Raw genomic sequence first — 25,000 nt, 5'->3', positions numbered from 1 at the left:
CCGGACCCGGGCCGACGCCCGGGCCCGCCGCCCGCACCGGGCCGCCCCATGCCGCGCCGTTAGAGCTTCTCCACCGGCGCGTACCGCAGCAGCAGCCGCTTCGGCTTGGTGTCCCCGAAGTCGATCGTCGCCTCGGCGTTCGACCCGGTGCCCTTGACGCCGACCACCGTGCCGAGCCCGAACTGGTCGTGCGTGACGCGGTCGCCGACCGCCAGCGAGACCGTCGGCTGCTCGGCGCCGGCCGACCTGCCCGTGGCGAAGCCGGACGCGCCCGATGCCGAGGACCGGGACCGCGACCGGGACGACGACAGCGAGGCCGCCACGCCCGAGACCGGAGCGGAGGGCGCGGGACCGTTCGCCCCGGTGCGCTTCCACTCCAGGTGCGGGGCCGGGATCTCCTCCAGGAACCGGGAGGGCGGGTTGTACGACGGCTGTCCCCAGGCGCTGCGCAGCGTCGACCGGGTCAGGTAGAGCCGCTCACGCGCGCGTGTGATGCCGACGTAGGCGAGGCGCCGCTCCTCCTCCAGCTCCTTGGCCTGGCCGAGGGCGCGCATGTGCGGGAAGACGCCGTCCTCCATGCCGGTGAGGAAGACGACCGGGAACTCCAGGCCCTTGGCGGTGTGCAGGGTCATCAGGGTGACGACGCCGTCGCCGTCCTCCTCGTCCGGGATCTGGTCCGAGTCGGCGACGAGCGCGACCTTCTCCAGGAAGTCGGCCAGCGTCCCGGTCTCCTCGCCCTCGGCCCGCTCCTGCTCGAACTCCAGGGCGACGGCGGCGAGTTCCTGGAGGTTCTCGATGCGGGTCTCGTCCTGCGGGTCGGTGGAGGCCTGCAACTCGGCGAGGTATCCGGTGCGTTCGAGGATCGCCTCCAACACGGTCGCCGGTCCTGCGCCGGACTCGACGATCGTACGGAGGTCCTCCATGAGCGTGTTGAACCGCTTGACGGCGTTCGCGGAGCGCGCGGCCATGCCGTACGCCTCGTCGACGCGCTTCAGCGCCTGCGGGAAGCTGATCTTCTCGCGCTGGGAGAGGGCGTCGATCATCGCCTCCGCACGGTCGCCGATGCCGCGCTTGGGGACGTTGAGGATGCGGCGCAGCGGCACCGAGTCCTCCGGGTTGGCCAGCACCCGCAGGTAGGCCAGGACGTCCCGGACCTCCTTGCGCTCGTAGAAGCGGACACCGCCGACGACCTTGTAGGGCAGGCCGGTGCGGATGAAGACCTCTTCGAAGACACGGGACTGGGCGTTGGTCCGGTAGAACACCGCGACGTCGCCGGCCTTGGCCTCGCCCGCGTCGGTGAGGCGGTCTATCTCGTCGGCGACGAACTGCGCCTCGTCGTGCTCGGTGTCGGCGACGTACCCGGTGATCTGGGCGCCGCTGCCCTGGTTGGTCCACAGGTTCTTGGGGCGGCGGGACTCGTTGCGCTCGATGACCGCGTTGGCGGCGCTGAGGATGGTCTGCGTGGAGCGGTAGTTCTGCTCCAGCAGGATCGTCGTCGCGTCCGGGTAGTCCTCCTCGAACTGGAGGATGTTGCGGATGGTGGCGCCGCGGAAGGCGTAGATCGACTGGTCGGCGTCGCCCACCACGCACAGCTCGGCGGGCGGCACCTCGGCCTCGGGCGGCACGTCGACGGGGTGCTCCGAGGGCACGCCGACCAGCTCGCGCACCAGCGCGTACTGGGCGTGGTTGGTGTCCTGGTACTCGTCGACCAGGACGTGCCGGAAGCGGCGTCGGTAGTGCTCGGCGACGTCCGGGAAGGCGCGCAGCAGATTGACCGTGGTCATGATCAGGTCGTCGAAGTCGAGGGCGTTGGCCTCGCGCAGCCGCGACTGGTACATCGCGTAGGCCTGCGCGAGCGTCTTCTCGAAACCTCCCCCAGACTCCGTCTGGGAGGTGCCCCCAGCGGCCTGGGCGGCGAAGTCCTCCTCGTCGATCAGCTCGTTCTTCAGGTTGCTGATCTTCGCGCTGAAGGACTTCGGCGGGAAGCGCTTGGGGTCGAGGTCCAGGTCGCGGCAGACCAGCGCCATGAGCCGCTTGGAGTCGGCGGCGTCGTAGATCGAGAACGACGAGGTGAAGCCGAGCCTCTTCGACTCGCGGCGCAGGATACGCACGCACGCGCTGTGGAAGGTCATCACCCACATCGCGTTGGCGCGCGGGCCGACGAGCTGCTCGACGCGCTCCTTCATCTCGCCCGCGGCCTTGTTGGTGAAGGTGATCGCGAGGATCTGGCCCGGGTGGACGCTCCGCTCGGCCAGCAGGTGGGCGATGCGGTGGGTCAGCACGCGGGTCTTGCCGGAACCGGCACCGGCCACGATGAGCAGCGGGGAGCCGGAGTGGACGACGGCGGCGCGCTGGTTCTCGTTCAGCCCCTCCAGGAGCGCGGCGGCGTCCAGGGCGGGGCGCGGGGCGCCGTCCCGGTAGTGGGTGTCCCGCTCCGGGGGCGCGTCGAACTTCCCGCCGAACAGATCGTGCGGCACCGGCTCCGGTCCGTGCTCGTCCTCGGGCGGCGGCGGGGGTTCCTCCTCGTGACCCCGGGGGGTCTGGAGGTTCGCCAGGAAGCTGTCGTCAAAGAGGCTGCTCATCGCTCTCCGAGTCTAGGGCGCCCCACCGACAACCCGGTGCCACCCCGGAAAATGCCCGCCGCCCCTCGGCGCGGGCACACCCTGCGACCAGCGGAACCACGAAGAGTGACGCCCGCGGCCGCCCCGGAGCCACCCGAACGAAAGGTCACGAAAATGTATCGGGCATATCACCCACCAACCTTCACAGCGGCCACACGAGTTGGCTACGGTGCGGGGCAGGCCGCTCGACCCCCTCCGGCGAACCTCGCCGGTCCGCGCGGCCTCCGCCGAGTCCGACGTGCCCGCACGGCACCCGGAGCCGGGGACCCACCGAGACCTTGGGGTGAATCGGCCGCACCGCCCTCGACGAGACGCGAGGACGGTCACGCCGTAGGGCAACCCTTCCGAACCACCGCCCGAACCCGACAGCTAACCCGGTAGGCGGAGCACTGGAAGGAGTCGCCTCCTTGGCGTCGCACCGCAAGTCGCGTCCCACCGGTACCCGCGTCGCGGGCATACGGACCCCGGCCCTCGCCACCGCGGCCCTCACCTCCGTCGCCCTGCTGTCCCAGACGGCGAACGCCACGCCGTCGGACGACCGGCCGACCCTGGAGGAGGTCGAGAAGAAGGTCGACGACCTCTACCGCCAGGCCGGGTCGGCGACCGAGAAGTACAACGCGGCCAAGGAGAAGACCACCAAGCAGCGCAAGAAGGTCGACGGCCTCCTCGACGACGTCGCCCAGCGCACCCAGAAGCTCAACGACGCGCGCGAGGAGCTGGGTTCCTTCGCCTCCGCCCAGTACCGCACGGGCGCCTCGGTCCCGGAGACCGCGACGCTGCTGCTGGCGGACTCGCCGCAGGACTACTTCGACCAGAACCAGCTGATGAACCGGCTCACCGGCCGGCAGAAGACCGCCGTCGACGACTACGTCACGCAGCAGTCCGAGACGATGAAGAAGCGCCGGGAGGCCACCGAGAGCCTCGAGACGCTCACCGACTCGCAGACCGATCTGAAGACGGCCAAGTCGACCGTCCAGAAGAAGCTGGCCACCGCGCGGGAGCTGCTCTCGGAACTGACCGCCGAGGAGAAGGCCCGGCTGGCGGCGATCGAGAAGAAGAAGCAGGAGGAGGCCGAGCGCAAGGCCGCCGAGCTGGCGAAGCAGCAGGCGGCGCAGGAGGAGGCCGAGCGCAAGCGCCGGGAGGAGGCCGCCCGGCAGGAGAGCGGCTCCGGGTCCTCGGGGACCTCCGGCGGCACCGGCTCGTCGGACTCCTCGGGCTCGTCGACGCCGGGCACCTCGACCGGCACCAAGGCCGAGAAGGCGATCGCCTTCGCCCGCGCCCAGATCGGCAAGCCGTACGTCTGGGGCGCCACGGGCCCCGGTTCCTACGACTGCTCGGGCCTCACCCAGGCCGCCTGGAAGGCCGCCGGCGTGACGCTGCCGCGCGTCACCTACGACCAGGTCAACGCGGGCACCACCGTCTCCGTCTCCCAGGCGCAACCCGGTGACCTGGTCTTCTTCTACGACGACATCAGCCACGTCGGCCTGTACATCGGCGACGGCATGATGATCCACGCCCCGAAGCCGGGCGCGTACGTCCGCGAGGAATCGATCTTCTACGACGGCGAGTCGTCGATCTACAGCGTGGTGCGCCCGGGCTGATCGGCGAGGTATTTAGCATCGGGCGCATGTCATCGGCCACCCATCCCTCCGCGCTGCGCGCCTGGTGGGCGCAGCGTCCACCGGCGGCCGGGGCCGCGGTGATGGCGACCGGCATCGTGTCGGTCGCCCTGCATCTGACGGGCCGCGAGGTCCTGTCCCGGATCGCCCTGGTGCTGGCCTGCGGCGCCTGGCTGATACTGGCGGCGAACTTCGTCTACCTGCTGCTGGCCGACCGGGTGCAGTGGGTGCAGCGGGCGGGGACGCCGGGGGCGCTCACCGCCGTCGCCGCGACGACCGTGCTCGGCACCCGTTTCTCCCTGCTCGGCTGGTCGCTCCTGGCGGCGGTGCTGCTGGCGCTGGCGGCCCTGCTGTGGCCGTGGCTGCTGTTCCTGGTGGTGCAGCACTGGGGGCGGCGGATGCCCGGGGCGGTGTTCCTGGGCTGCGTGGCCACGGAGGGGCTCACCGTGCTCGCCGCCACGCTGGCCGCGGCCACCTCGACGCCGTGGCTGGCGCACGCGGCGCTGGTGCCGTTCTGGCTGGGGATCGTGCTCTACCTGATCGCGCTGTTCCGCTTCGACCTGCGACAGGTGGCCCGGGGGGCCGGGGACCACTGGGTGGCGGGCGGCGCGCTCGCCATCTCGGCGCTCGCGGGTGCCAAGCTGCTCGCGGCGGCCGGGACCGGCATGTACCTGTGGAACGCGGACGACCAGGCCGTCCTGCACGACGTGACCGTCCTCCTGCTCACGCTCGACCTCGCCTGGTACGCCGTGCTCCTGGCCGCCGAGATCGCCTGGCCCCGCCCGCGCTACGACGTGCGCCGCTGGTCGACCGTCTTCCCGCTCGGCATGACGGCGGCGGCGACGCTTTCGGTGTCCGTCGTCGTCGACGTCCCGTGGCTGGACGCGCCCGGCCGGGCGCTGCTGTGGATCGCGGTGGCCGGGTGGCTGGCGGTCGCGGCGGGGGCGGTCGGCCGGGCCCGGGCCGGGCTGCGGTCCGCGGGCGAGGGCTCGGGGGCGGCCGTCAGGTCCACAGCACCGCGATGAAGACGTTCACCACCGTCAGCGCGCCCACCAGGCCGAACAGCGGCTTGTCCACCTTCTCGTCGTCGCGCTTCACGTAGACCAGACCCAGGATCACGATCAGTACGGCGAGCTTCACGCCGATCTTGACGTTGTCCACGGAGTAGTCCTGGGCCTGGTTGAGGCCGACCAGGACGGCACCGGTGACCAGCATCGTCAGCGCGCCGTGCAGCATCGCGGGGGTGAACCGGGCCGCGCCCTGGCCCATCGCCTTCATCTGGGTGAGGAAGCCGCCGAGGAGCGAGGCGATACCGATGATGTGCAGGCCGACGAAGAGGTGGATGAGTACGTCCATGAGGCCGGAGCCTAATGAGGGGCCCGACAGGCACGGACACCGGCCCGCCCCGGCCCTCCCATAACAGCTCACGTCCCCCACCCGCCCCCGGTCCGGCATATCGGTCATCACCCTGCGTGAAGGCGTCGGGCCTCGGAGGCCGTGACGATCACATACGGTCGCCGCCCGATCCCCTGCCGCCACTTCCGCGCATCCCGTCACCGGGCCGTTACCGTCGCGCCTAGCGTCCTGGCCCAGGCAGCCGGAACGGACCGGGGCCGATCCGGCGCCGGCCGGAGTCGAGTCGTACGGAAGGACGTGGATCGCAGGTGGGAGCGCACCGCAGGCCGCGACAGCGCGCGAAGGGCGGGAGCAGGGCCCGTACGGCGGCCACGATCACCCTCGCGGGCGCCGCCACCGCGACGGGCCTGGGCGGGACCGGACACGCCGACCCGCAGCCGACGGCGGCACAGGTCAGGGCCAAGGTGGACAAGCTCTACCAGGAGGCCGAGGTGGCCACGGAGAAGTACAACGGAGTGAAGGAGAAGGCCGACGCCGCCGAACGGCGCCTGGAGGAACTGCGGGACGAGGCCGCCCGCAAGGAGGACGGGCTGAACTCGGCGCGGGAGGCACTGGGTTCGGTCGCGGCGGCGCAGTACCGCAGCGGTGGCCTGGACCCGGCGCTGCAGCTCGCGCTCTCGTCCGACCCGGACCGGTACCTGGACGGCGCCGCGTTCGTCGAGCGCGCGGGCAGCCGGCAGAACGCCACCGTGGGCCGCGTGCGCAAGGAACTCCGCGACATCGAGCGACTGCGCGGCGCCGCCCGCGTCGAGGTGGCCTCGCTGACCTCGCGCCGGGCCGAGCTGAAACGTCACCGCGAGACCGTCACCGGCAAGCTGGAGAAGGCCCGCCGTCTGCTGTCCCGGCTGACGGCGGAGGAACGCGCCCGCGTCGGCGACGGAACGGGGGACCGGGCCGCTCGCTCCGCGCCGGGTCCCCGGGAGAGTCTGTCGGCAACCGCCGAAGCCCCCAACTCCCGCGCCGCGGCGGCCGTCGCCTACGCCTACCAGAAGCTCGGCAGCCCCTACGTGTGGGGCGCGACCGGCCCGAACGCCTTCGACTGCTCGGGCCTCACCCAGGCCGCCTACCGCGCCGCCGGAGTCTCCCTCCCCCGCACCACCTACGCCCAGATCGACGCGGGCCGCCGGGTCTCCCGGTCCGAACTCCTCCCGGGCGACCTGGTCTTCTTCTACTCGGGCATCAGTCACGTCGGCATCTACGTCGGCAACGGGCAGATGATCCACGCCCCGAACCCGTCGGCGCCGGTGCGTGTCGCCCCGGTCGACGAGATGCCGTTCGCGGGGGCCACGCGGGTGGTGTGAGGCGCTGGGCCGGACGCGAACGGGACGGGTATTCAACCGAGCGGTTGACCACGAACGCGAGAGACCCGTACCGTGTATTCAACCAATCGGTTGACAACGTGAGGTGCGAGTTGCCCGACGACCGGCTGTCCCAGGTGTTCTCCGCACTGGCCGACCCGACCCGCCGCGACATCGTGGCCCGCCTCTCCGCAGGTGACGCCACGGTCAACGAACTGGCCGAGCCGTACGACATCACCGTACAGGCCGTCTCCAAGCACATCAGGGTGCTGGAGGACGCCGGTCTGGTCAGTCGCAGCAAGGACGCCCAGCGCCGGCCCTGCCACCTCGAAGCGAAGGTCCTCGATCTGACGACCAAGTGGATCGAGCGCTACCGGCAGGAGGCGGAGGACCGTTTCCGCCGTCTGGACGCCGTTCTGGAGCGGATGGACGAGCGGCCGGCGACGCGCACCACGACGGAGGGAGCAGCATCATGAGCAGCATGGACGCGGCCCATCGTGACGAAGCCCGGATCGAGGCCGACCCGGTCCTGCCCACCATCCTGATCACCCGGGACTTCGACGCTCCGCCCGAGCGGGTCTTCCGGGCCTACACCGATCCCGACCTGGTCGTCCAGTGGCTCGGCCCGCGCCGGCTCACCATGCGCATCGACCAATACGACGCGCGCAGCGGCGGGTCGTACCGGTACGTGCACCGCGCGGACGACGGGACCGAGTACGGCTTCCACGGCGTGTTCCACGAGGTACGGCCGGGCGAGCGCATCGTCCAGACCTTCACCTACGAGGGAGCGCCGGACGGCGTCAGCCTGGAGACGGTCGTCTTCGAGGACCTCGGCGACCGGCGCACCCGGCTGATCGCCAAGTCCCTCATGGACTCCGTCGAGGCCCGCGACGCGATGCTCGCCGGCGGCATGGAGGGCGGTGTACGGGAGGGCTACGAGCGACTTGACGAACTGCTCCGCGGCAGGGCGGCGGCCGACGAGCACCGAAGGATCGCCCGGGTCTTCACGGAGCGCGTGCGCGGGGTGGCCCCGGAGGCGTGGGAGAGTCCGGCTCCGTGCGAGGGATGGGTCGCCCGGGACGTGGTGCGCCACCTGGTCGAGTGGTTCCCGGCCTTCCTGAAGTCCGGCGCCGGGATCGAACTGCCGCAGGGGCCGTCGGTGGACGACGACCCCGTGGCGGCCTGGACGGTGCACAGCGAGGGCGTCCAGGCTCTGCTCGACGACCCCGCCACGGCGCGGGGGGTCCTGTCGAACCCGCACATCGGCGAGGTCCCGCTGGACCAGGCGGTCGACCGCTTCTACACCGCCGACGTCTTCATGCACACCTGGGACCTGGCCCGGGCCACCGGCCAGGACGAGCGCCTCGACCCCGGCAAGTGCGCCCAGCTGCTCGACGGCATGCTGCCGCTGGACGGCGTACTGCGCTCCAGCGGTCAGTACGGCCCGCGGGTCGAGGTCCCCGACAGCGCCGACGTGCAGACCCGCATGCTCGCCTTCATCGGCCGCACCCCCTGACACACCCCGGCCCCCGGACGGTCACACCAGGCGGCGTGCCGTGGCCCAGCGGGTCAGCTCGTGCCGGTTGGACAGCTGGAGCTTGCGCAGGACCGCCGAGACGTGGGACTCGACCGTCTTCACGGAGATGTACAGCTGCTTGGCGATCTCCTTGTACGCGTAGCCGCGGGCGATCAGGCGCAGCACCTCGCGCTCGCGCTGGGTGAGCCGGTCGAGGTCCTCGTCGACCGGCGGCGCGTCGGTGGAGGCGAACGCGTCGAGGACGAAGCCGGCCAGCCGCGGGGAGAAGACGGCGTCGCCCTCCTGGACGCGGAAGACGGAGTTGACCAGGTCGGTGCCGGTGATGGTCTTGGTGACGTAACCGCGGGCGCCGCCGCGGATCACGCCGATCACGTCCTCCGCCGCGTCCGAGACGGACAGGGCGAGGAAGCGGACGGGCCGCTCGGCGTCGCTCATCAGGGGCGCGCAGCGGCGCAGCACCTCGACCCCGCCGCCGCCGGGGAGGTGGACGTCGAGGAGCACCACCTCGGGGCGGGTCGCGGTGATGACGGTGACGGCCTGGTCGACATCGGCGGCCTCGCCGACGACCTCGACCCCGGTCACGTCGGTCTGGCCGATCTCGGCCTGGACGCCGGTGCGGAACATGCGGTGGTCGTCGACGAGCACCACGCGCACGCGGCGCTCCCCCGCGCCGCCACTGGCCGGCTGTGCGGGCTCGGCCGCCCCGCCCGCTCCCGCCGTTCCGTTCGTCTCGGTCGGGTCGCTCATGACGTCTTCTCCGCCCTCTCCATTTCCAGTTCGACCTCCGTGCCGCCGTCCGGCACCGCGCGCAGCCGCGCCGTGCCGCCGTTGCGCTCCATGCGGCCGATGATCGATTCTCTGACGCCCATGCGGTCGGCGGGTATCGAGTCGAGGTCGAAGCCGGGACCGCGGTCCCGGACGGACACGAAGACCGTCCTGCCCTCGACTTCGGCGTAGACCTGTACGGCGCCGCCCTCGCCACCGTACTTGGCCGCGTTCACCATCGCTTCGCGCGCGGCCTGCATCTGTGCGCTGATCCGCTCGTCGAGCGGGCAGTCGCCGACGACGACCACCTCGAGGGGAACGCCGTGCTTGTCCTCGACCTCCGCGGCGTTGCGCTTCACGGCCTCGGCGAGGGTGGTGGGCTCGTCGTCCTCGTCCTTGCCGTTGCCCTCGGGTTTGTAGAGCCAGGAGCGCAGGTCCCGCTCCTGGGCCCGGGCCAGGCGGCGCACCTCGCCCGCGTTCTCCGCGTTGCGCTGGATCAGGGTCAGGGTGTGCAGCACGGAGTCGTGGACGTGCGCGGCGACCTCGGCGCGCTCCTGCGCGCGGATGCGCATCAGCCGCTCCTCGGAGAGGTCCTGCGTCATCCGCACCAGGTAGGGACCGGCGAGGAGGGTTATGCCGACGAGGACGGCCAGGGCCGCCTGGAGGACGGAGCCGAGGTGGGCGGCGGATCCCTGGAGGACGAAGATGCCGGTGACACCGGCCGTCACCAGCAGGACGCCCCCCACCGAGCGCAGCAGGGTGACCGTGCGGCGATGGCGTCCCACCTCGGCCCAGCGGGCCCGGCGCGCGTTGTCCGCCTGGCGCCAGACGAGGGCGACGCCGGCGCCGACGAGCACGGTCGGCCAGAGATAGGCCTTGGCGCCGCCGCCCAGGTCGACGTTGCCCACGAAGACCAGGGCGACGACGACCATGAGGAGCAGGGCGACCATCTGCCCCTTGTCCGGCTTGCGGGCGACGAGTCTGCGGCGGCCGTCCGGCGCGGTCTCGGAGGTGACGAGGGACGGCGGCTTCTGCGCCTCCACTCCCCCGACGCCCAGCGGCACGAAGAACCAGAAGGCCGCGTACAGCAGCGCACCCAGGCCGTCGGCCATGAACAGGCCGACGAAGGCGAACCGGACCCAGACGACGGGCAGCCCGAGATGCCCGGCGAGCCCCCGCGCCACCCCGCCGAGCCAGCGTCCGTCGCTGCTCCGGTAGAGCTTGCGCGGCGGCCGCGGTTCGACGACGGGTGCTGCTGCGGCTTCCGGCATGACACCGATGGTCACACGGGTGCGGGAGGCTGAGCATCAGGGTCGTTCCCCCAATCACCCCTGATCTTCGGACCGCCGGAGGGCGGGGGGTGTCGAACACTCCCCCGGCCGGGAGTCAGGGCCGATATCAGGGTCCGACCAGGGTCGAACCGGCTGCCGTCACGGCGCCGCGCCCGTCACCATGGACTCATGACCGATCACGAGCATGCCGCGACGGGTCCGGGACCCGGCTCCGGCCCGCGCCCCCCGCAGGGCGCCGGGCCGCAGGATGCCGCGCCCGCCGCGGATGCCGGTGCGGCCGGCCCGGGCGCCGTCGGCGGCCCGGAGGCCCCCGGGCCGCCGCACCGGTTCCGGCGCGACCGGCGGCACAAGACGCTGGCCGGAGTGTGTGCCGGCCTCGGGCGGCAGTGCGACCTGGACCCGGTGATCTTCCGGATCACGCTCGCCGTGCTCTCCGCGACCGGCGGCATCGGCCTGATCTTCTACGGCTTCGCCTGGCTCTTCGTCCCCTACGAGGACGAGGAGGAGAACGAGGTGCGCAAGCTGCTGACCGGCCGGGTCGACGGCCAGGCACTGGCGGCGGTGCTGTTCGCCCTGGTCGGCTGCGGCGTCTTCCTCACCATGCTGCACAACGGCGGGGTGCTGACCTTCGCCGTCGTCCTCTCCCTGCTCCTCGCGGGCACCGGGTACTGGTCGCGGCACCGCAGGGCCCCCGAACCGGACCCGCTGTCGGCGCAGGCCGTCGCGGACGCCCCGCCGGAGGCGAAGGCACCGCCGATCATGTACACCTGGCCCTCCTGGTGGCGCGACCCCATCGTCAAGGACGGCACCCACGACGGCGGGACGGGCTACATGTGGGGGCCGCCGGACTCCGCGGAGCGTGACATCGCGGCGGCCGTCAACATCGGCCGCGGCATCCCGGGGCGCCGCGACCGCGCCCCCGCGGGCGGCCGGCGCTCCCGGTCCCCGCAGCCCCTCGGCATCGGCGGCTGGGTGTTCCTCCTCGCCCTGCTGGCCGGCTTCCTCGGGACCCGGCTGACCTGGGACGACCACCCGCTCGGCACGAGTCTGCAGACCGGACTGGCGTGCGCGCTGGCCGTCTTCGGCCTCGGTATCGCGGTCAGTGCCTTCCTCGGGCGCACCGGAGCCGGTTCGATCTTCCTGGCCGTCATCACGGCGGGCCTGCTGGCCGGATCGGCCGCCGTCCCGGACAACGTCGGCACCGAATGGGTCCGGACCACCTGGAAGCCCGTGGTGGCGGCCGACGTGCGCGACCAGTACGACCTCGGCACGGGCAGCGGCACCCTCGACCTGTCCCGCCTCGACCTGGCCCGCGGGCAGACGGTGACCACCCGGGCCGACGTGGGCCTGGGCCGCATACGGGTCGTCGTGCCGCCGGACGTGACCGTGCGGCTGTACGTCGAGGTGGGCGTGGGCGACATCCAGCTGCCCGGCGACGACAAGAAGGACGTGGACGTGGCACCGGGCAAACGCGAGGAGATCACCCTGTCCCCCACCGAGGGCGGCAAGGACTCCGGCACCCTCGACCTCGACCTCCAGGTCGGCGTCGGCCAGGCGGAGGTGTCCCGTGCTGCGTCATAGGTTCCAGCCCGGACGCCTGGTGGCCGGGGTCTTCCTGATGCTGGCCGGCGTCCTCTACGCGGGCGACGCGGGCGGCCTCTGGCAGACGCCGTGGTTCGTGGTGATCCCCGTCGTCAACGGCGGGCTCTGCCTGGCCGCCGTGGTCGGCATGGTGGCCCGCTCCGCGCACCGGCGCCGCGCGGAACCCCACGCGGCGCCGCCGGACCGGGCCTAGCGGTACCCGCCCGTCCGTCGCCTGCGCCGGGAACGCAGTACGGCGTCCAGTGACAGCAGCGGGGCGCCCGCGAGGACGAGGGGGAGCCAGGCCATCAGATAGGCGAGGTCGTTGCCGTAGTAGTAGGGGTCGGAGGCCCAGCTGACGGTCAGCCACAGGCTGAGCGAGATCAGCGCACCGCCCAGCGCCGCCAGGCGCGTCAGCAGCCCGAGCAGGGTGCCGATGCCGACGGCCAGCTCGCCCAGAGCGATGGCGTAACCGAAACCGGGCGGGTTCTTCAGGGCGAGGTCGACCAGGGCGGGGACGGCCGAGGAGTCGCGGACGGCACGCATCATGTCGCCGATGGAACCGGCGCCGGAGTCCTTCATGAAGGCGCTGTCGGTGAGCTTGTCCAGACCGGCGTAGACGAAGGTGACACCGAGGAAGATCCGCAGGGGCAGGAGGGCGTACCGGGCGGCGTTGTCCCGCCAGTCGCCCCCGCCCCCGGGTGAGATGTGCACATCCGTCCGCATACCGTGCGTCATCACTGCCAGCCGCCTCTCGCCGCGCGTGCCCAGACCCCCCACCAGACCATACGTACGGCACGCCGGCCCGGCTCAACCTCGCGACCGTTTTCTCGTCGTCGGCCCCGACGGGTTGCCGACCGGGGCGGACGAGGTGTCAGTCCGTCACGTCGATCGCGTACCGGTTGGTCTCCACACCCGCGCCCGTGACCACCTGGACGTCCACCCGCCCCGGTTCCACGTCCGCCGGGACGGGGACCGTCAGCAGGTCGTCCGTGGGGTTGCTGAAGCCGCCCGTCACCGGCACCAGGGGGACGTGGACGTTGACCGCGCCGATGCGGACGACCATCCGGGACAGCCGGTCCGCCCGCTGGGCACCCGGCGGCACGAAGCCCGCCCCACGGATCTCGATGTCGTCGCCCGTGCGGATCGGCGCGTCCAGGTCACCGGCCTCGCGCGCCCGGACCACGGAGAGGATCACCGGCCGGCCGCCCTCGGCGTACTTCCCGGCCACGTAGGTCGCCGCCGACACCAGCACCACCACGGCAAGGCCCCAGGGCAGGTCCGGCAGTTGCTCCGGGCGCCGGGCCAGCCGCACCGCCGCGAACACCAGGGCCACGGTGCTGATCACGACGTACTGGATGTCGGCGAAGGTCCCGCGGCCCGCGTCGTCCGTCAGCAGGTCGGAGGCGCGCGGCCGGTCGGCCCGTACCTTCTGCAGCCGCTGTCCCAGCACCCTGAGGCCGACCACCCGCCGGACCAGGACCGCGATCCCGCAGACCACCGCGAGCACGGTCACCGCGCCGGTGCCGCGGCCGAGTTCGAGACCCGAGATCAGCGCGTCCCGCCGGTCGTGCCCCGAGGCGACGGCCAGCTGCCCGGCGAGCACCAGCACCGCGTAGGCGACGAAGAGGACCCAGGCGGCCGCCACGGCACGGGAGGTGGACAGGCGGTTGTCCTCGCCGATGACCGGGGCCAGCGCGCCGCCCCGGGCCCGGTGGAACCAGGACGCCGCCGTCAGCGCGCCGCCCACCACCAGCGCGGCCGCGAGCCCGGCGGTGCGCGCGGCGGACCAGCCGGTGCCGACCGCGGTGAGCGACTGCCCGAGCAGCAGCAGGACGACCGCCGCCCACACGACGGCCGCCGTACGCCGGCCCAGCGCCGCGAGCCACGCGTCGCCCTCCGCACGGCCGCGTTCGGCGACGGCCTCCGCGGACTGGGTCAGCTCCTCCGAGACCCACTGGCGGGAGGCGGAGGCCGAGTGGGCCACCGCGGCGGGCAGCCCCTGACCGGCCGCGAACTCGTCCCGCCGCAGCAGGAACGCGGCGACCGCCCGGCGGTGCCCCTCGCGGGCGCCGTGCGGGCAGTCCCCGCAGGTGCAGCCACCGCCGTGCGCCGCCTCGTACGCGTCCCTGTCCGAGCCGCTCCCGCGTCTCGCCTCCTGCACCGCCACGCCCGACGCCCGCCTTCCCGCACCGCTAAGTCCCTTGGAACGACAGCGAATTGTGCCGTATCCCGGCCCGCGCCCGCGCGCTGCCCCGCCCAACGTCTGCTCAGCGCGGGTGATGCGCGGATCACCGTGTTGACGCCGCCCCGAGCCGCCTCGGAGGCGGTCAGTCGAACAGGTCCGGTTCGCGGCGGGTGACCTCCTGCCACAAGGGCTGGTAGTTGATCCACGCCACCAGGTCGCCGCCGAGCTGTTCCCGGGTCGCCACGGCCTGCCGGTGGCCGATCGGCACCGGCCGCCCCGCCGCCTTCGCCAGCAGCTGCACCTGGCAGGACCGCTCCAGGGACAGGAACCACCAGGCCGCCGCGTCCACGGAGTCGCCGACCGTCAGCAGCCCGTGGTTGCGCAGCACGAGCGCCTTGCCGGAGCCCAGCGCCCGTGCGATGCGCCGCCCCTCCTCGGCGTCGACGGCGACGCCCGAGTAGGAGTTGTACAGGGCGTGGTCCTCGTAGAAGGCGCAGCTCTCCTGGGTGATCGGTTCGAGTGGCTCGCCGAGGGCCGACAGCGCGCGCCCGTGCACCGAGTGGCAGTGGGCGACCGCGACGACGTCCGGACGGGCGGCGTGGACCTGGGAGTGCACCGTGAAGGCGGCCTGGTTGACGTGATGGCCGCCCTCCACCACCTGCCCCTCGGAGTTGACCAGCACCAGATCGCTCACCGTGATGTGGGCGAAGGGCACACCGAACGGGTTGACCCAGAAGCAGTCGGTGTACTCCGGGTCGCGGGCCGTGATGTGACCGGAGACCCCGTCCTCGAACCCGTACCGCCCGAAGAGACGCAGCGCGCAGGCGAGCCGCTCCTTGCGGTGCAGGCGTTCGTCCTCGACCGAGTCGTGCCGCGGCGGCATCGCGAACCGCAGCCGGTCGGTGGGCAGCGGCGGGGGCTCGGTGGCCCCGGGCGTCCCGTGCATGTGTTCTCTGTCCTTCGGCGCCGGATGTGCCCTACGTGCCGGAAGTTACCGGCGGTGCGGCCGGGAGGACAGGTTCGGGGGCCAATACGCGACAGAGGATGTCGGTTTTGGCGTTCACACTCGGTGCATGACTTCAGGCACTCCTGTGAACTGGGCCGGTTTCGCCGCCGCGGAACCGGCACTGGCCGACACCGTCGAGGCGCGCTTCGGCGCGTACACGCACCACGTCCTCGCCACCCTCCGCAAGGACGGCTCGCCGCGCACCACCGGCCTGGAGGTGCGTTTCCTCTCCGGGGAGCTGTGGCTCGGCATGATGCCGGACTCGCTGAAGGCGCTCGACCTGCGCCGCGACCCGCGCTTCGCGCTTCAGGCGAACCCGGGCGACGGCACCGGCATGGGCGGCGGGGACGTGCGGATCGCCGGCCGGGCGGTCGAGGTCGAGGACGGCGAGACCAGGGCCGGGTACGTGAAAGAGGTGGAACCGCCGGAGCCGTTCCACCTCTTCCGCACCGAGCTGACGGAAATCGTGCGCACCTCCGTCGAGGACGACAAGTACCTCGTCGTCGAGATCTGGCAGCCCGGAAAGCCCCTGCGCACCGTCAGGCGCGCCTAGGGCCTCTGGGGGTCACTCCCACTCGATCGTCCCCGGCGGCTTCGAGGTCACGTCGAGGACGACGCGGTTGACGTCCGTGACCTCGTTGGTGATCCGGGTCGAGATCTTGGCGAGCACCTCGTACGGCAGCCGGGACCAGTCGGCCGTCATGGCGTCCTCGGACGAGACCGGCCGCAGGACGATCGGGTGGCCGTAGGTGCGGCCGTCGCCCTGGACGCCGACGGAGCGGACGTCCGCCAGCAGCACCACGGGGCACTGCCAGATGTCGCGGTCGAGGCCGGCCGCGGTCAGCTCCTCGCGGGCGATGGCGTCGGCCTCGCGCAGCAGGTCGAGCCGCTCCCTGGTGACGTCGCCGACGATCCGGATGCCGAGGCCCGGGCCCGGGAACGGCTGGCGCTGGACGATCTCGTCCGGCAGGCCCAGCTCCTGGCCGACCATCCGGACCTCGTCCTTGAACAGCTGGCGCAGCGGCTCGACCAGTTCGAACTCGATGTCGTCCGGGAGCCCGCCCACGTTGTGGTGGGACTTGATGTTGGCGGTGCCGGTGCCGCCGCCGGACTCGACGACGTCCGGGTAGAGCGTGCCCTGCACGAGGAAGGCGACCTCCGGGCCGTCCTCCCGCATGATCTCCAGCTGGGCCTGCTCGAAGACCCGGATGAACTCGCGGCCGATGATCTTCCGCTTCTGCTCGGGGTCGGAGACCCCGGCCAGCGCGCCCAGGAAGCGCTCACTGGCGTCCACGACCTTCAGCTGCACGCCGGTCGCGGCGACGAAGTCCTTCTCGACCTGCTCGGTCTCGCCCTTGCGCATCAGGCCGTGGTCGACGTAGACGCAGGTCAGCTGAGAGCCGATGGCCTTCTGGACGAGGGCGGCGGCGACCGCGGAGTCCACGCCGCCGGACAGCCCGCAGATGGCCCGCTTGTCGCCGACCTGCGCGCGGATCGCCGCGACCTGCTCCTCGATGACGTTGCCCGTGGTCCAGTCGGGGCTCAGGCCCGCACCCCGGTACAGGAAGTGCTCCAGCACCTGCTGCCCGTGCGTGGAGTGCATCACCTCGGGGTGGTACTGGACGCCGTAGAGCTTCTTCTCGTCGTTCTCGAAGGCGGCGACCGGGACGACGTCCGTGGAGCCGGTGACGGTGAAGCCCTCGGGGGCGGCGGAGCAGGCGTCACCGTGCGACATCCACACGGCCTGCTCGGCCGGGGTGCCCTCGAAGAGGGTGGAGGACGGCTTGGAGACGGCCAGCTCGGTACGGCCGTACTCGCGGGCGCCGGAGTTGTCGACCGTGCCGCCGAGGCTCTGCGCCATCAGCTGGAAGCCGTAGCACATGCCGAAGACGGGGACACCGGCCTCGAACAGGGCGCGGTCGAGGGTCGGGGCACCCGGCTCGTACACCGACGAGGGGCCGCCCGAGAGGATGATGGCCGCCGGGTTCTTGGCGAGGATCTCCTCGACCGGCATGGAGCTCGGCACGATCTCGCTGTAGACCCGCGCCTCGCGGACACGACGGGCGATGAGCTGGGCGTACTGCGCGCCGAAGTCGACGACCAGGACGGTGTCGGGGGCGGCGGCAGCGGGAGTCGCTGATGACACGGGGTGCCTTCCGGCGGTCGGGCGGGGGGCTTGTGCCCCCGATTCTACCGAGCTGGGCAGGTGCCCCGGCCCCGGCGTCCGCCCCCTCTCCCGGTCCACCCTCGTGTCTCACCATCCGAACCGGCTTGGACACCGGCCGTCGCCGGGGCATACTGGGCCCATGCTCAAGCACCAGGCGTTCCTGTTTACCTATGGCAACCGGCCCACCGGCTGCCATGGTCGTGCTGCTTGAGCAACTGACAAGCGACTTCCCAGGCGCCCCGGGCCGACAAGGTCCGGGGCGCCTGGCGTTTGCGGACCGTGCCGGTCCGGGGTGCCGCCACCCTTCGGCGAGGAGCCACCGACATGACCGTCACCGCAGCAGACAAGACCGGCGCCCGTACCCCCGAGGCCGTCGACGTGATCACCGGCGCCCGGGAGCGGATCGACGCCCTGGACGACCGGATCATCGGGCTGATCCAGGAACGGATGGCCGTCTCCGCCGTCATCCAGGAGGCGCGGATCACCTCCGGCGGCCGGCGCGTGAACCTCTCCCGCGAGATGGAGGTGCTGGACCACTACCGGGAGGCGCTGGGCAAGCCGGGCACGGCGCTGGCGATGACGATGCTGGAGCTGTGCCGCGGACGCGTGTGAGGGGCGCGGCGCGGCCGGGGAGGGTCGTATCTGAGTTCGGTCCCCTTCTCACCCGTACGGCGCGTGACCGGCACGCGAGCGGCTTCGTTGGTCCCGATGTCCGTGTCAGCCAGGGGCGGGCCCGAAGAGAACCACGCGTGGCTCGCTGGAGCGATGAGACGTACGGATCGTGCCGTGCGTCGTGGGACCTCGCTCCAGGAAGTGACCGGACGGCAGGGGACAGCAGCCCGGTCACCCAAGAGAACGGCCGGCTCCGGGGACGCCCGGGGCCGGCCGACGGAACGGGTAGTGACACAGGGCACATAAGGTTTCTGTGAATACGGAGACAACCCTTCACAGGTTCCAGTGATCAAACGGGCATGAAGCTTCGTCGCGCCCTGGCCGCAGCCGCCGCCACGGCAGTGATCTCCCCCGTCGCGCTGCTCGCGGCCCCGGCCGCCGCCTCCGCGACCGGCAGTACGTCGCCGGCCCCGTCCGCCTCGTCGGACAGCTCACCGTCCCAGGGCGGGTCGACGAGCGGGACCTCGCCCGCCCCGAGCGACTCGACGAGCCCGTCCACGAGTTCCTCCGCCTCCCCTGCCTCCCCTGCCTCCCCTGCCTCCCCGAGCACGACGGGCGCGGGCACTCCCGTCCCCGACGGCACGCAGGCGACCACGTCCGCCCCCGCGAACCCCTCGCCGAGCACCTCCGAGCCGGAGGAGAGCGCGAGCCCGGACCCCGAGCCGTCCGTGTGCGAGGACACCAAGGTCGACGTCGGCATCGAGGGCCTGCCCGGCGAGATCGCGGCGGGCAGCGGCTGGCACCGGTTCTCGCTGAACGTGGCGAACGACTCCGGCTCGACGCTGCAGAACCTCGAGTACCTGGCCGGCGCCTCCGCCGACCGCGACGGCGAGGACCTGTTCGAGAGCGAGAAGGTCCGTCTCCAGGCCTGGAACCCCGAGGACCGGACCTGGGAGAACCTCGACGAACTCGGCTACGCGGTGGGCTACATCGGCTACACCGACGAGCTGGCGCCCGACTACGAGGTCGCCATCCCGATGCGGATCGACGTGCGGGCCGGTGCCCCGGTCGGCACCGGCTTCACGCTCGGCGCGACGGTCTACGGCGACGCGGACGGCGAGTGCACCGGCTTCGGCGACGTCGCCTACAGGTTCCGGATCACGGCCCCCGGCACGGACACGGACGGCACCCGGCCGCAGGAGGGCGGGAAGGCGCCCGTGACCGTCCGGAAGCCGGCCGCCGGCACCCCGGAGGTCACCGGGAGCCTCGCCGCGACCGGCTCCAGCTCGGCGCTGCCGGTGATCGGCCTCGTCGGCGGGCTCGCCGTGGTGGTCGGCGGCGGCGCGGTGTTCGTGGTCCGGCGGCGCAGGGCCGGCTCGGACTCCTGACGCCCACGCTCGCGGGAGCGGCGGGACACAGGCTGGGTGAGGGGGACCCGCGCTCGGAGGGGGGTGCGGGTCCCCTTCGCCTTCTCGGGTCCGGGCGGCGGCTGTTCCTCGGTGGCCGCTACTTCTTCGGCGGCACCGTCGGCATCTCCACGAACGGCAGGCGCAGCGCGCCGAAGGCCTGCTCCGGGACAGCCGGCGACCGGGGCGCGACGGCGGCCACCCGCTCGTACCCGGCGCCCTGCGCCGGGCGCGGGTCGCTCTCGCCCTTGTTGGGCCAGTACGACATGGCGCGCTCGGCCTGCGCCGTGATGGTCAGGGACGGATTGACGCCGAGGTTGGCCGAGACGGCGGCGCCGTCGACGACCGAGATGCCGGGGTGGCCGTAGAGGCGGTGGTAGGGGTCTATGACGCCGGTCTCGCGGGAGGCGCCGATCGGGCAGCCGCCGAGGAAGTGGGCGGTGAGCGGGGTGCCCATCAGCTCGCCGACGTTGGAGCCGGCGAAGCCGTTGATCTCGGCGGCGAGTGCGGAGGCGCCCTCGGTGGCGGCCTTGATCTGCTTGGGGTTGGGCGAGCCGTGGCCCTGGCGTGCGGTGAGCAGGCCCTTGCCGACGCCCGTCGGTTTCAGGTGCGTGGTCAGGGAGTTGTCGAGGGACTGCATGACCAGGCCGATGATGGTCCGCTCCGACCACTTGCGGTTGGAGAGCGAACGCAGGACCAGCAGCGGGTGCTTGGCCGCGTGCCCCAGGAAGCCCAGGACGCGCGAGGCGCCCGAGGCGGCCTGTCCGGCGTAGGGGACCTGGAGGATGGACAGGCCGCCCATCGAGTTGGAGCCCTTGCCGTAACGCACCGGCTCGATGTGGGTGTTGGCGTCCGGGTGGATGGAGGACGTGATGGCGACGCCGCGCGTGAAGTCGGCCCGCGGCTCGCCGGTGGCGCTGCGGTAGCGCCGGTCGTCGGTCTGGGCGCCGACCAGTGCCTCGGAGTTGGTGCGGGTCAGCTCGCCGAGCGCGTCGGACATGTAGGGGAGCTGACCGCCCGCCTTCATGCGGTGCAGCAGGGTCTGGGTGCCGTAGGTGCCGGCGGCTATGACGACGCGGCGGGCGGTGAAGGTGCGGCCCGCGTCCTTGTTCCCGCGCTTCCCGCGCTTCTTGCTCTTCTTGCGGTCGGTGGGGAGCGTGGCGATCGCGAAGCCGCCGCGCGAGTCGTCCGTGACGGAGACGGCCGTGGTCATCGGGTGCACGACGGCGCCGGCCTTCTCGGCGAGGTAGAGGTAGTTCTCGTTGAGGGTGTTCTTCGCGCCGTGCCGGCAGCCGGTCATGCACTCGCCGCACTCGTTGCAGGCCTTGCGGTCGGGGCCAGCGCCGCCGAAGTACGGGTCGGGCACCCGCTCGCCCGGTCCGGCCTTCGCCGTGCCGTCGGCGTCCTCGCCGTCGCCGAAGAAGACGCCGACCGGGGCCATGTGGAAGGTGTCGCCGCAGCCCATCCGCTCGGCGGCGGCCTTCAGGTGCACGTCGGAGGGGGTCATCGTCGGGTTGAGACGGACCCCGAGCATGCGCCGGGCCTGGTCGTAGTACGGCGTCAGTTCCTCGTGCCAGTCGGTGATGCCGCGCCACTGGGGGTCGTCGAAGAAGGGCTTCGGCGGCACGTACAGGGTGTTGGCGTAGTTGAGCGAGCCGCCACCGACCCCGGCTCCTGCCAGGACCATGACATTCCCGAGCAGGTGGATGCGCTGGATGCCGAACATGCCGAGCTTCGGCGCCCAGAGGTAGTTCTTCAGGTCCCAGGAGTTCTTGGGCAGCGACTCCCGGGTGAAACGGCGGCCGGCCTCCAGGACGCCGACGCGGTAGCCCTTCTCGGTGAGGCGGAGGGCGGAGACGGAGCCGCCGAAGCCGGAGCCGACTATCAGGACGTCGTAGTCGTAAGCGTCCTCGGGCACGGGGGTCTCCTCTTTGAGTATCGCGTGCGGGTCGTCTGTGGCTGGTCGCGCAGTTCCCCGCGCCCCTGGGTTGGCTACCGGAACCGGAGAGTCTTCATCAGCCGGAGACTGCGGCTCATGAACACCGCGTACTTCTCGTCGTCCATGCCGAGCGAGGGCGCCATCGGCAGCAGGCGCTGGTGGGCGACCGTCTGGGCCTCGGTGTACTTGAGGATGCCCTCGGAGCCATGCCGGCGGCCGAGACCGGAGTCCTTCATGCCGCCCATCGGGGACTGGACGCTGCCGTAGGCGGGCGCGTACCCCTCGTTGATGTTGACGGTGCCGGTGCGCAGCCGGGCGGCGACGTCGCGGCCGCGCCGGGCGTCCTTCGTCCAGACCGAGGAGTTCAGGCCGTACGGCGTGGAGTTGGCGTGCTCGACGGCCTCGTCCTCGGTCGTGAAGCGGTAGACGGAGACGACCGGGCCGAAGGTCTCCTCGGTGCACACGGTCATGGGACCGGTGACGCCGTCGAGGATGGTCGGCTCGTAGAAGTACGGGCCGATGTCCGGGCGGGCGACACCGCCGGCGACGAGCTTCGCGCCCCGCTCCACGGCGTCCGCCACGTGCGCCTTCACGGTCTCCAGCTGCCGCTCCCCCACCAGCGAGCCCATGTCGGCACCGTAGGAGAGGGAGGTGCCGAGCCGCATGGCCTTGGTGCGGGCGGCGAAGCGTTCCAGGAAGGCGTCGGCGACGGACGCGTGGACGTAGAGCCGCTCGATGGATATGCAGAGCTGGCCGGCGGACGAGAAGCAGGCGCGGACGGCACCCGCCGCGGCCTTCTCGATGTCGGCGTCCTGAAGGACCAGCATGGCGTTCTTGCCGCCGAGTTCCAGGGAGACGCCGACCAGGCGGGCGGCGGCGCCCCGGGCGACCTCGCGGCCGGTGCGGGTGGAGCCGGTGAAGGAGACGTAGTCGGCGTGCTTGACGACCTCGGGGCCGACGACCGGACCCTCGCCGAGGACGACCTGGAAGACCTCGGCGGGCAGCCCGGCCTCGATGAGCAGGTCGCGGGCCCACAGGGCGGTCAGACAGGTCTCGGTGTCGGGCTTCATCACGACGGCGTTGCCCGCGACGAAGGCGGGGAGCGCGTCGCCGACGGACAGCTCCAGGGGGTAGTTCCAGGGGGCGATCTGGCCGACGACGCCGCGCGGGTGGCGCAGCTCGGTGACCTTGGTGAGGGTCGGTACGGCGCCGGTGTGCCGCTTGGGGCGCAGGTAGGCGGGGGCCTTGCGGCCGTAGTGCCGGGCGGCGACGGCGACGGCCTGGACCTCCTCGTGGGCGTGCAGGCGGGCCTTGCCGGTCTCCAGCTGGATGAGGTCGAGGACCTCGGCCTGGCGCGCGAGGACCAGGTCGTGGAACCGCAGCAGGACCGCGGCACGCTGCCGCACCGGCACCTGTGCCCACACGGCCTGGGCGGCGCGGGCCCGCTCGAAGGCCGCGGCCACGTCCTCGGGCGTCGCCTCGGGCAGGTCGGCCAGCTTCTCGCCGGTGAACGGGGTGTGGTTGGCGGTGCGGCCGGACCCGACCACGCCCTTGGTGAGCTGGGCGACCAGCTCGGGCGTGACCACGTCGGCAGCCGTGCGGGCGCCCTCCGGGGTGGGGGCGAGGGGGTTCGTGCCGGTGAGTTCCGGGGCCTGCGCGTCCGTCATGAGCCGCAGGGTATGACGCCGGGCGGGCTTTGTGTACCCGTCGGTAATGGGGATTCACCACGATTCACCGAGTGCTCACACAACGCCAGTGATCGCTGGCAACAAACCCGCTGATCAGGGCGTTGTGCGAGCGGGACGCTCAGGTGCCGTCGATTTCCAGATTGGCGACGGCCGTCCCGGCCACCTCGCGCCCCCGCTCGGTGAAGTCGCCCTTGCCCGGATAGCTGACGGTGAGCTTGTACATGTCGCCCCCGGACGTCCGGTAGTAGAAGATCCGCAGTTCGCGCGGGCGGGGGTTCTGGCTGTCGGTGGTGGTGTAAATGACCGTGTTCTCGGCGGACTTGCCACCCCGGTACTCGGTCTCTCTGGGGTCGGTCTTCGGGTTCTCGGGCATGGAGAGCTCGTACTCCCCGCTCGCCTTGAACTTCCCGTCGTCGTCGTACATCTCGGCCGCGGCGGACCCGGCGATGTTACCGGCCGTGTCCTCCGCCTTCTTGTCCAGGGTCAGGCCGATCCAGACGGCGCCGCTCTCGTCGGTGTAGGTGACCCAGTGCTGGTCGGCCTCGTCGGGAACGGTGCGCTTGTAGCCCTCGGGCACCGCCAGGGTCGCGGCGAGCTGCTTCTCGTGCGGGGTGTCCCATCCGTCGGGCAGCGGGCCCGCGAAGGGGTCCGCCATCACCAGGTACGAGGCCACCGCCGCCGCGACGACCACCGCACCGAGGGTGAGCCACGCGTTGCGGCCCAGCCGGACGCTCCAGCGGGACGCGGGCGCCGCGCCCGGCTCCTCGGGACCGCCGAGCCGGACCACCTGCGTGGGCTGCGGCGCGGGCGGGTTCGCGGCGGCGTCCAGCAGGGCGCGGACCCGGGCGGCGTCCGGACGGCGCGCCGGGTCCTTCTCCAGCAGTCCCGTGATCACCTCGGCCAGCGGGCCCTGCGCGGAGGCGGGCGGCGCGGGCGTGGCGTTGAGCACCGACTGGAGCGTGGCGGGGGTGTTGCTGCGGCGGAACGGCGAGACGCCCTCCGTCGCGGCGTACAGCACCACGCCCAGGGACCACAGGTCGCTCGCCGGGCCGGGGCGCTGGCCCAGCACCCGCTCCGGGGCGATGTACTCGGGCGAGCCGACGAAGCCGCCGGTGTCGGTCAGGCTGGTCTCGCCCTCGATCTGGGCGATGCCGAAGTCGGTGAGGACCACCCGGTCGTGCCGGCCGAGCAGGACGTTGTCCGGCTTCACGTCCCGGTGCAGGACACCGGCGGCGTGCGCGGCCTCCAGCGCGCCGAGCACCTCCAGGCCGACCCGGGCCGCCTCGCGGGCGCTCAGGGTGCCCTCCTGGAGGGCGTCGCCGAGCGAGCGTCCGCGCACGAGTTCCATCACGATCCACGGCTGGTCGTCCACGACCGCCACGTCGTGCACGTCGACCACCGCGGGGTGGTCGAGCCGGGCGGCGGCGCGCGCCTCGCGGCGCATCCGCTCGAAGGCGTTGTCCCGTTCGCGTTCGGGAAGGTGGTCGGGGACGCGGGGCTCCTTCACGGCGACCTCGCGGTCGACGGTCTCGTCCTTCGCCCGCCAGACCGTGCCCATGCCGCCGTGCCCGAGCTTCGCGATCAGCCGGTAGCGGCCGGCGATCAGCCGCCCGGCACCCGGGTCCGGGGCGGCGGCAGGAGTGGACGACGGGGCCTCCGAAGGAGCCGCCGGAGGGGTGGACGACGGGGTCTGCGACCGCGTCGGCACGACCTGGGTCGGCGTCGCGTACGGATTGCCGGGATGCGGCACCGCGGCCGGCCGGTTCGGCGGTTGCAGGTCAAAACTCGTCGGCTCGTCCGCCCCACTGCGGGGCCCCCCGTTGCTGCTCATGGGTCCATCCATATCGCGCCGGGCGTGCCCCTTT

The 25,000-nt window shown here is 72.3% G+C and carries 22 protein-coding genes and 1 riboswitch; of the genes, 10 read left to right on the top strand and 12 right to left on the bottom strand.

Annotated features, from left to right (window positions below; genetic code table 11):
- Positions 1-59 precede the first annotated feature (59 nt).
- Complete coding sequence (gene pcrA, locus ACZ7MF_RS03180) at positions 60-2,582, bottom strand: DNA helicase PcrA (protein ID WP_471474169.1); 2,523 nt, start codon at positions 2,580-2,582, stop codon at positions 60-62.
- Positions 2,583-2,836: 254 nt separating this feature from the next.
- A riboswitch (cyclic di-AMP (ydaO/yuaA leader) is annotated at positions 2,837-3,022 on the top strand.
- Positions 3,023-3,028: 6 nt separating this feature from the next.
- On the opposite strand from pcrA, the gene ACZ7MF_RS03175 reads away from it, so the two are divergent.
- Both ACZ7MF_RS03175 and ACZ7MF_RS03170 read left to right on the top strand, forming a co-directional pair.
- On the top strand, positions 3,029-4,222 hold the full coding sequence (locus tag ACZ7MF_RS03175; RefSeq protein WP_471474167.1) for a C40 family peptidase: 1,194 nt from the start codon (positions 3,029-3,031) through the stop codon (positions 4,220-4,222).
- A gap of 26 nt (positions 4,223-4,248) precedes the next feature.
- Positions 4,249-5,265 carry a tellurite resistance/C4-dicarboxylate transporter family protein gene (locus ACZ7MF_RS03170; RefSeq protein WP_471474166.1) on the top strand — a complete coding sequence of 339 codons (1,017 nt, stop codon included), beginning with the start codon at positions 4,249-4,251 and terminating at the stop codon, positions 5,263-5,265.
- Here the strand turns inward: ACZ7MF_RS03170 and ACZ7MF_RS03165 are convergent.
- Positions 5,243-5,596 (bottom strand): hypothetical protein, encoded by a 354-nt coding sequence (locus ACZ7MF_RS03165; RefSeq protein WP_356855070.1) that lies wholly within the window; start codon positions 5,594-5,596, stop codon positions 5,243-5,245. The two genes, ACZ7MF_RS03170 and ACZ7MF_RS03165, sit on opposite strands and share 23 nt — an antisense overlap.
- Positions 5,597-5,904: 308 nt before the next feature.
- On the opposite strand from ACZ7MF_RS03165, the gene ACZ7MF_RS03160 reads away from it, so the two are divergent.
- The 3 genes from ACZ7MF_RS03160 (at position 5,905) to ACZ7MF_RS03150 (ending at position 8,470) form a co-directional block, all read left to right on the top strand.
- Positions 5,905-6,957, top strand: a complete 1,053-nt coding sequence (locus ACZ7MF_RS03160; RefSeq protein ID WP_471474164.1) for a C40 family peptidase — start codon at positions 5,905-5,907, stop codon at positions 6,955-6,957.
- Positions 6,958-7,055: 98 nt separating this feature from the next.
- A complete protein-coding gene (locus ACZ7MF_RS03155; RefSeq protein WP_471474163.1) occupies positions 7,056-7,430 on the top strand; it encodes an ArsR/SmtB family transcription factor in 375 nt (124 codons plus the stop codon).
- Positions 7,427-8,470, top strand: a complete 1,044-nt coding sequence (locus ACZ7MF_RS03150) for a TIGR03086 family metal-binding protein (RefSeq protein WP_471474161.1) — start codon at positions 7,427-7,429, stop codon at positions 8,468-8,470. The genes ACZ7MF_RS03155 and ACZ7MF_RS03150 overlap by 4 nt, the downstream gene beginning before the upstream one ends.
- A 21-nt stretch (positions 8,471-8,491) precedes the next feature.
- Here the strand turns inward: ACZ7MF_RS03150 and ACZ7MF_RS03145 are convergent, their stop codons facing one another.
- Positions 8,492-9,238, bottom strand: coding sequence for a LuxR C-terminal-related transcriptional regulator (locus ACZ7MF_RS03145; protein WP_471474160.1), 747 nt, complete (start codon positions 9,236-9,238; stop codon positions 8,492-8,494).
- The gene (locus tag ACZ7MF_RS03140; protein ID WP_356855080.1) at positions 9,235-10,527 is read right to left on the bottom strand and encodes a PspC domain-containing protein; all 1,293 of its coding nucleotides are present in this window, start codon (positions 10,525-10,527) and stop codon (positions 9,235-9,237) included. The genes ACZ7MF_RS03145 and ACZ7MF_RS03140 overlap by 4 nt, the downstream gene beginning before the upstream one ends.
- Before the next feature lie 189 nt (positions 10,528-10,716).
- Here ACZ7MF_RS03140 and ACZ7MF_RS03135 point away from each other — a divergent pair, with 189 nt between their 5' ends.
- On the top strand, positions 10,717-12,129 hold the full coding sequence (locus tag ACZ7MF_RS03135) for a PspC domain-containing protein (RefSeq protein WP_471474158.1): 1,413 nt from the start codon (positions 10,717-10,719) through the stop codon (positions 12,127-12,129).
- Positions 12,116-12,343 (top strand): hypothetical protein, encoded by a 228-nt coding sequence (locus tag ACZ7MF_RS03130; RefSeq protein ID WP_471474157.1) that lies wholly within the window; start codon positions 12,116-12,118, stop codon positions 12,341-12,343. Before ACZ7MF_RS03135 ends, ACZ7MF_RS03130 begins: the two co-directional genes overlap by 14 nt.
- Here ACZ7MF_RS03130 and ACZ7MF_RS03125 read toward each other — a convergent pair.
- The 3 genes from ACZ7MF_RS03125 to ACZ7MF_RS03115 all read right to left on the bottom strand — a co-directional run bounded on the left by ACZ7MF_RS03125 (position 12,340) and on the right by ACZ7MF_RS03115 (position 15,263).
- A complete protein-coding gene (locus ACZ7MF_RS03125) occupies positions 12,340-12,867 on the bottom strand; it encodes a DoxX family membrane protein (RefSeq protein ID WP_356855086.1) in 528 nt (175 codons plus the stop codon). The genes ACZ7MF_RS03130 and ACZ7MF_RS03125 overlap by 4 nt on opposite strands.
- Before the next feature lie 136 nt (positions 12,868-13,003).
- Positions 13,004-14,299 carry a hypothetical protein gene (locus tag ACZ7MF_RS03120; protein WP_356855088.1) on the bottom strand — a complete coding sequence of 432 codons (1,296 nt, stop codon included), beginning with the start codon at positions 14,297-14,299 and terminating at the stop codon, positions 13,004-13,006.
- Between the two features lie 160 nt (positions 14,300-14,459).
- Positions 14,460-15,263, bottom strand: a complete 804-nt coding sequence (locus ACZ7MF_RS03115) for a class II aldolase/adducin family protein (RefSeq protein ID WP_471474155.1) — start codon at positions 15,261-15,263, stop codon at positions 14,460-14,462.
- 127 nt (positions 15,264-15,390) lie between these two features.
- On the opposite strand from ACZ7MF_RS03115, the gene ACZ7MF_RS03110 reads away from it, so the two are divergent.
- Positions 15,391-15,876, top strand: a complete 486-nt coding sequence (locus tag ACZ7MF_RS03110; protein WP_471474154.1) for a pyridoxamine 5'-phosphate oxidase family protein — start codon at positions 15,391-15,393, stop codon at positions 15,874-15,876.
- A gap of 12 nt (positions 15,877-15,888) precedes the next feature.
- Here the strand turns inward: ACZ7MF_RS03110 and guaA are convergent, their stop codons facing one another.
- Positions 15,889-17,469, bottom strand: coding sequence for a glutamine-hydrolyzing GMP synthase (gene guaA, locus ACZ7MF_RS03105; protein ID WP_471474153.1), 1,581 nt, complete (start codon positions 17,467-17,469; stop codon positions 15,889-15,891).
- A gap of 345 nt (positions 17,470-17,814) precedes the next feature.
- On the opposite strand from guaA, the gene ACZ7MF_RS03100 reads away from it, so the two are divergent.
- Positions 17,815-18,102: a chorismate mutase gene (locus ACZ7MF_RS03100; protein ID WP_356855096.1), complete on the top strand. Its 288-nt coding sequence runs from the start codon at positions 17,815-17,817 to the stop codon at positions 18,100-18,102.
- 349 nt (positions 18,103-18,451) lie between these two features.
- On the opposite strand, the gene ACZ7MF_RS03095 is transcribed toward ACZ7MF_RS03100, so the two are convergent.
- Entirely contained in the window at positions 18,452-18,844 is a 393-nt protein-coding gene (locus ACZ7MF_RS03095; RefSeq protein WP_471474151.1) for a hypothetical protein, read from the bottom strand.
- Here ACZ7MF_RS03095 and ACZ7MF_RS03090 point away from each other — a divergent pair.
- The gene (locus tag ACZ7MF_RS03090; RefSeq protein WP_471474150.1) at positions 18,831-19,490 is read left to right on the top strand and encodes an LAETG motif-containing sortase-dependent surface protein; all 660 of its coding nucleotides are present in this window, start codon (positions 18,831-18,833) and stop codon (positions 19,488-19,490) included. The genes ACZ7MF_RS03095 and ACZ7MF_RS03090 overlap by 14 nt on opposite strands.
- 118 nt (positions 19,491-19,608) lie before the next feature.
- Here the strand turns inward: ACZ7MF_RS03090 and ACZ7MF_RS03085 are convergent, their stop codons facing one another.
- From ACZ7MF_RS03085 to ACZ7MF_RS03075, 3 genes are all read right to left on the bottom strand, one after another.
- Positions 19,609-21,426, bottom strand: coding sequence for a GMC oxidoreductase (locus ACZ7MF_RS03085; RefSeq protein ID WP_471474148.1), 1,818 nt, complete (start codon positions 21,424-21,426; stop codon positions 19,609-19,611).
- Between the two features lie 74 nt (positions 21,427-21,500).
- The gene (locus ACZ7MF_RS03080) at positions 21,501-23,114 is read right to left on the bottom strand and encodes a succinic semialdehyde dehydrogenase (protein ID WP_471474147.1); all 1,614 of its coding nucleotides are present in this window, start codon (positions 23,112-23,114) and stop codon (positions 21,501-21,503) included.
- A 139-nt stretch (positions 23,115-23,253) separates the two neighbouring features.
- Positions 23,254-24,966 carry a serine/threonine-protein kinase gene (locus ACZ7MF_RS03075; RefSeq protein ID WP_471474146.1) on the bottom strand — a complete coding sequence of 571 codons (1,713 nt, stop codon included), beginning with the start codon at positions 24,964-24,966 and terminating at the stop codon, positions 23,254-23,256.
- Positions 24,967-25,000 lie beyond the last annotated feature (34 nt).

The sequence above is a fragment of the Streptomyces sp. NPDC111628 genome (assembly GCF_055635195.1).
This window is presented reverse-complemented; position numbering and strand designations above follow the sequence as displayed.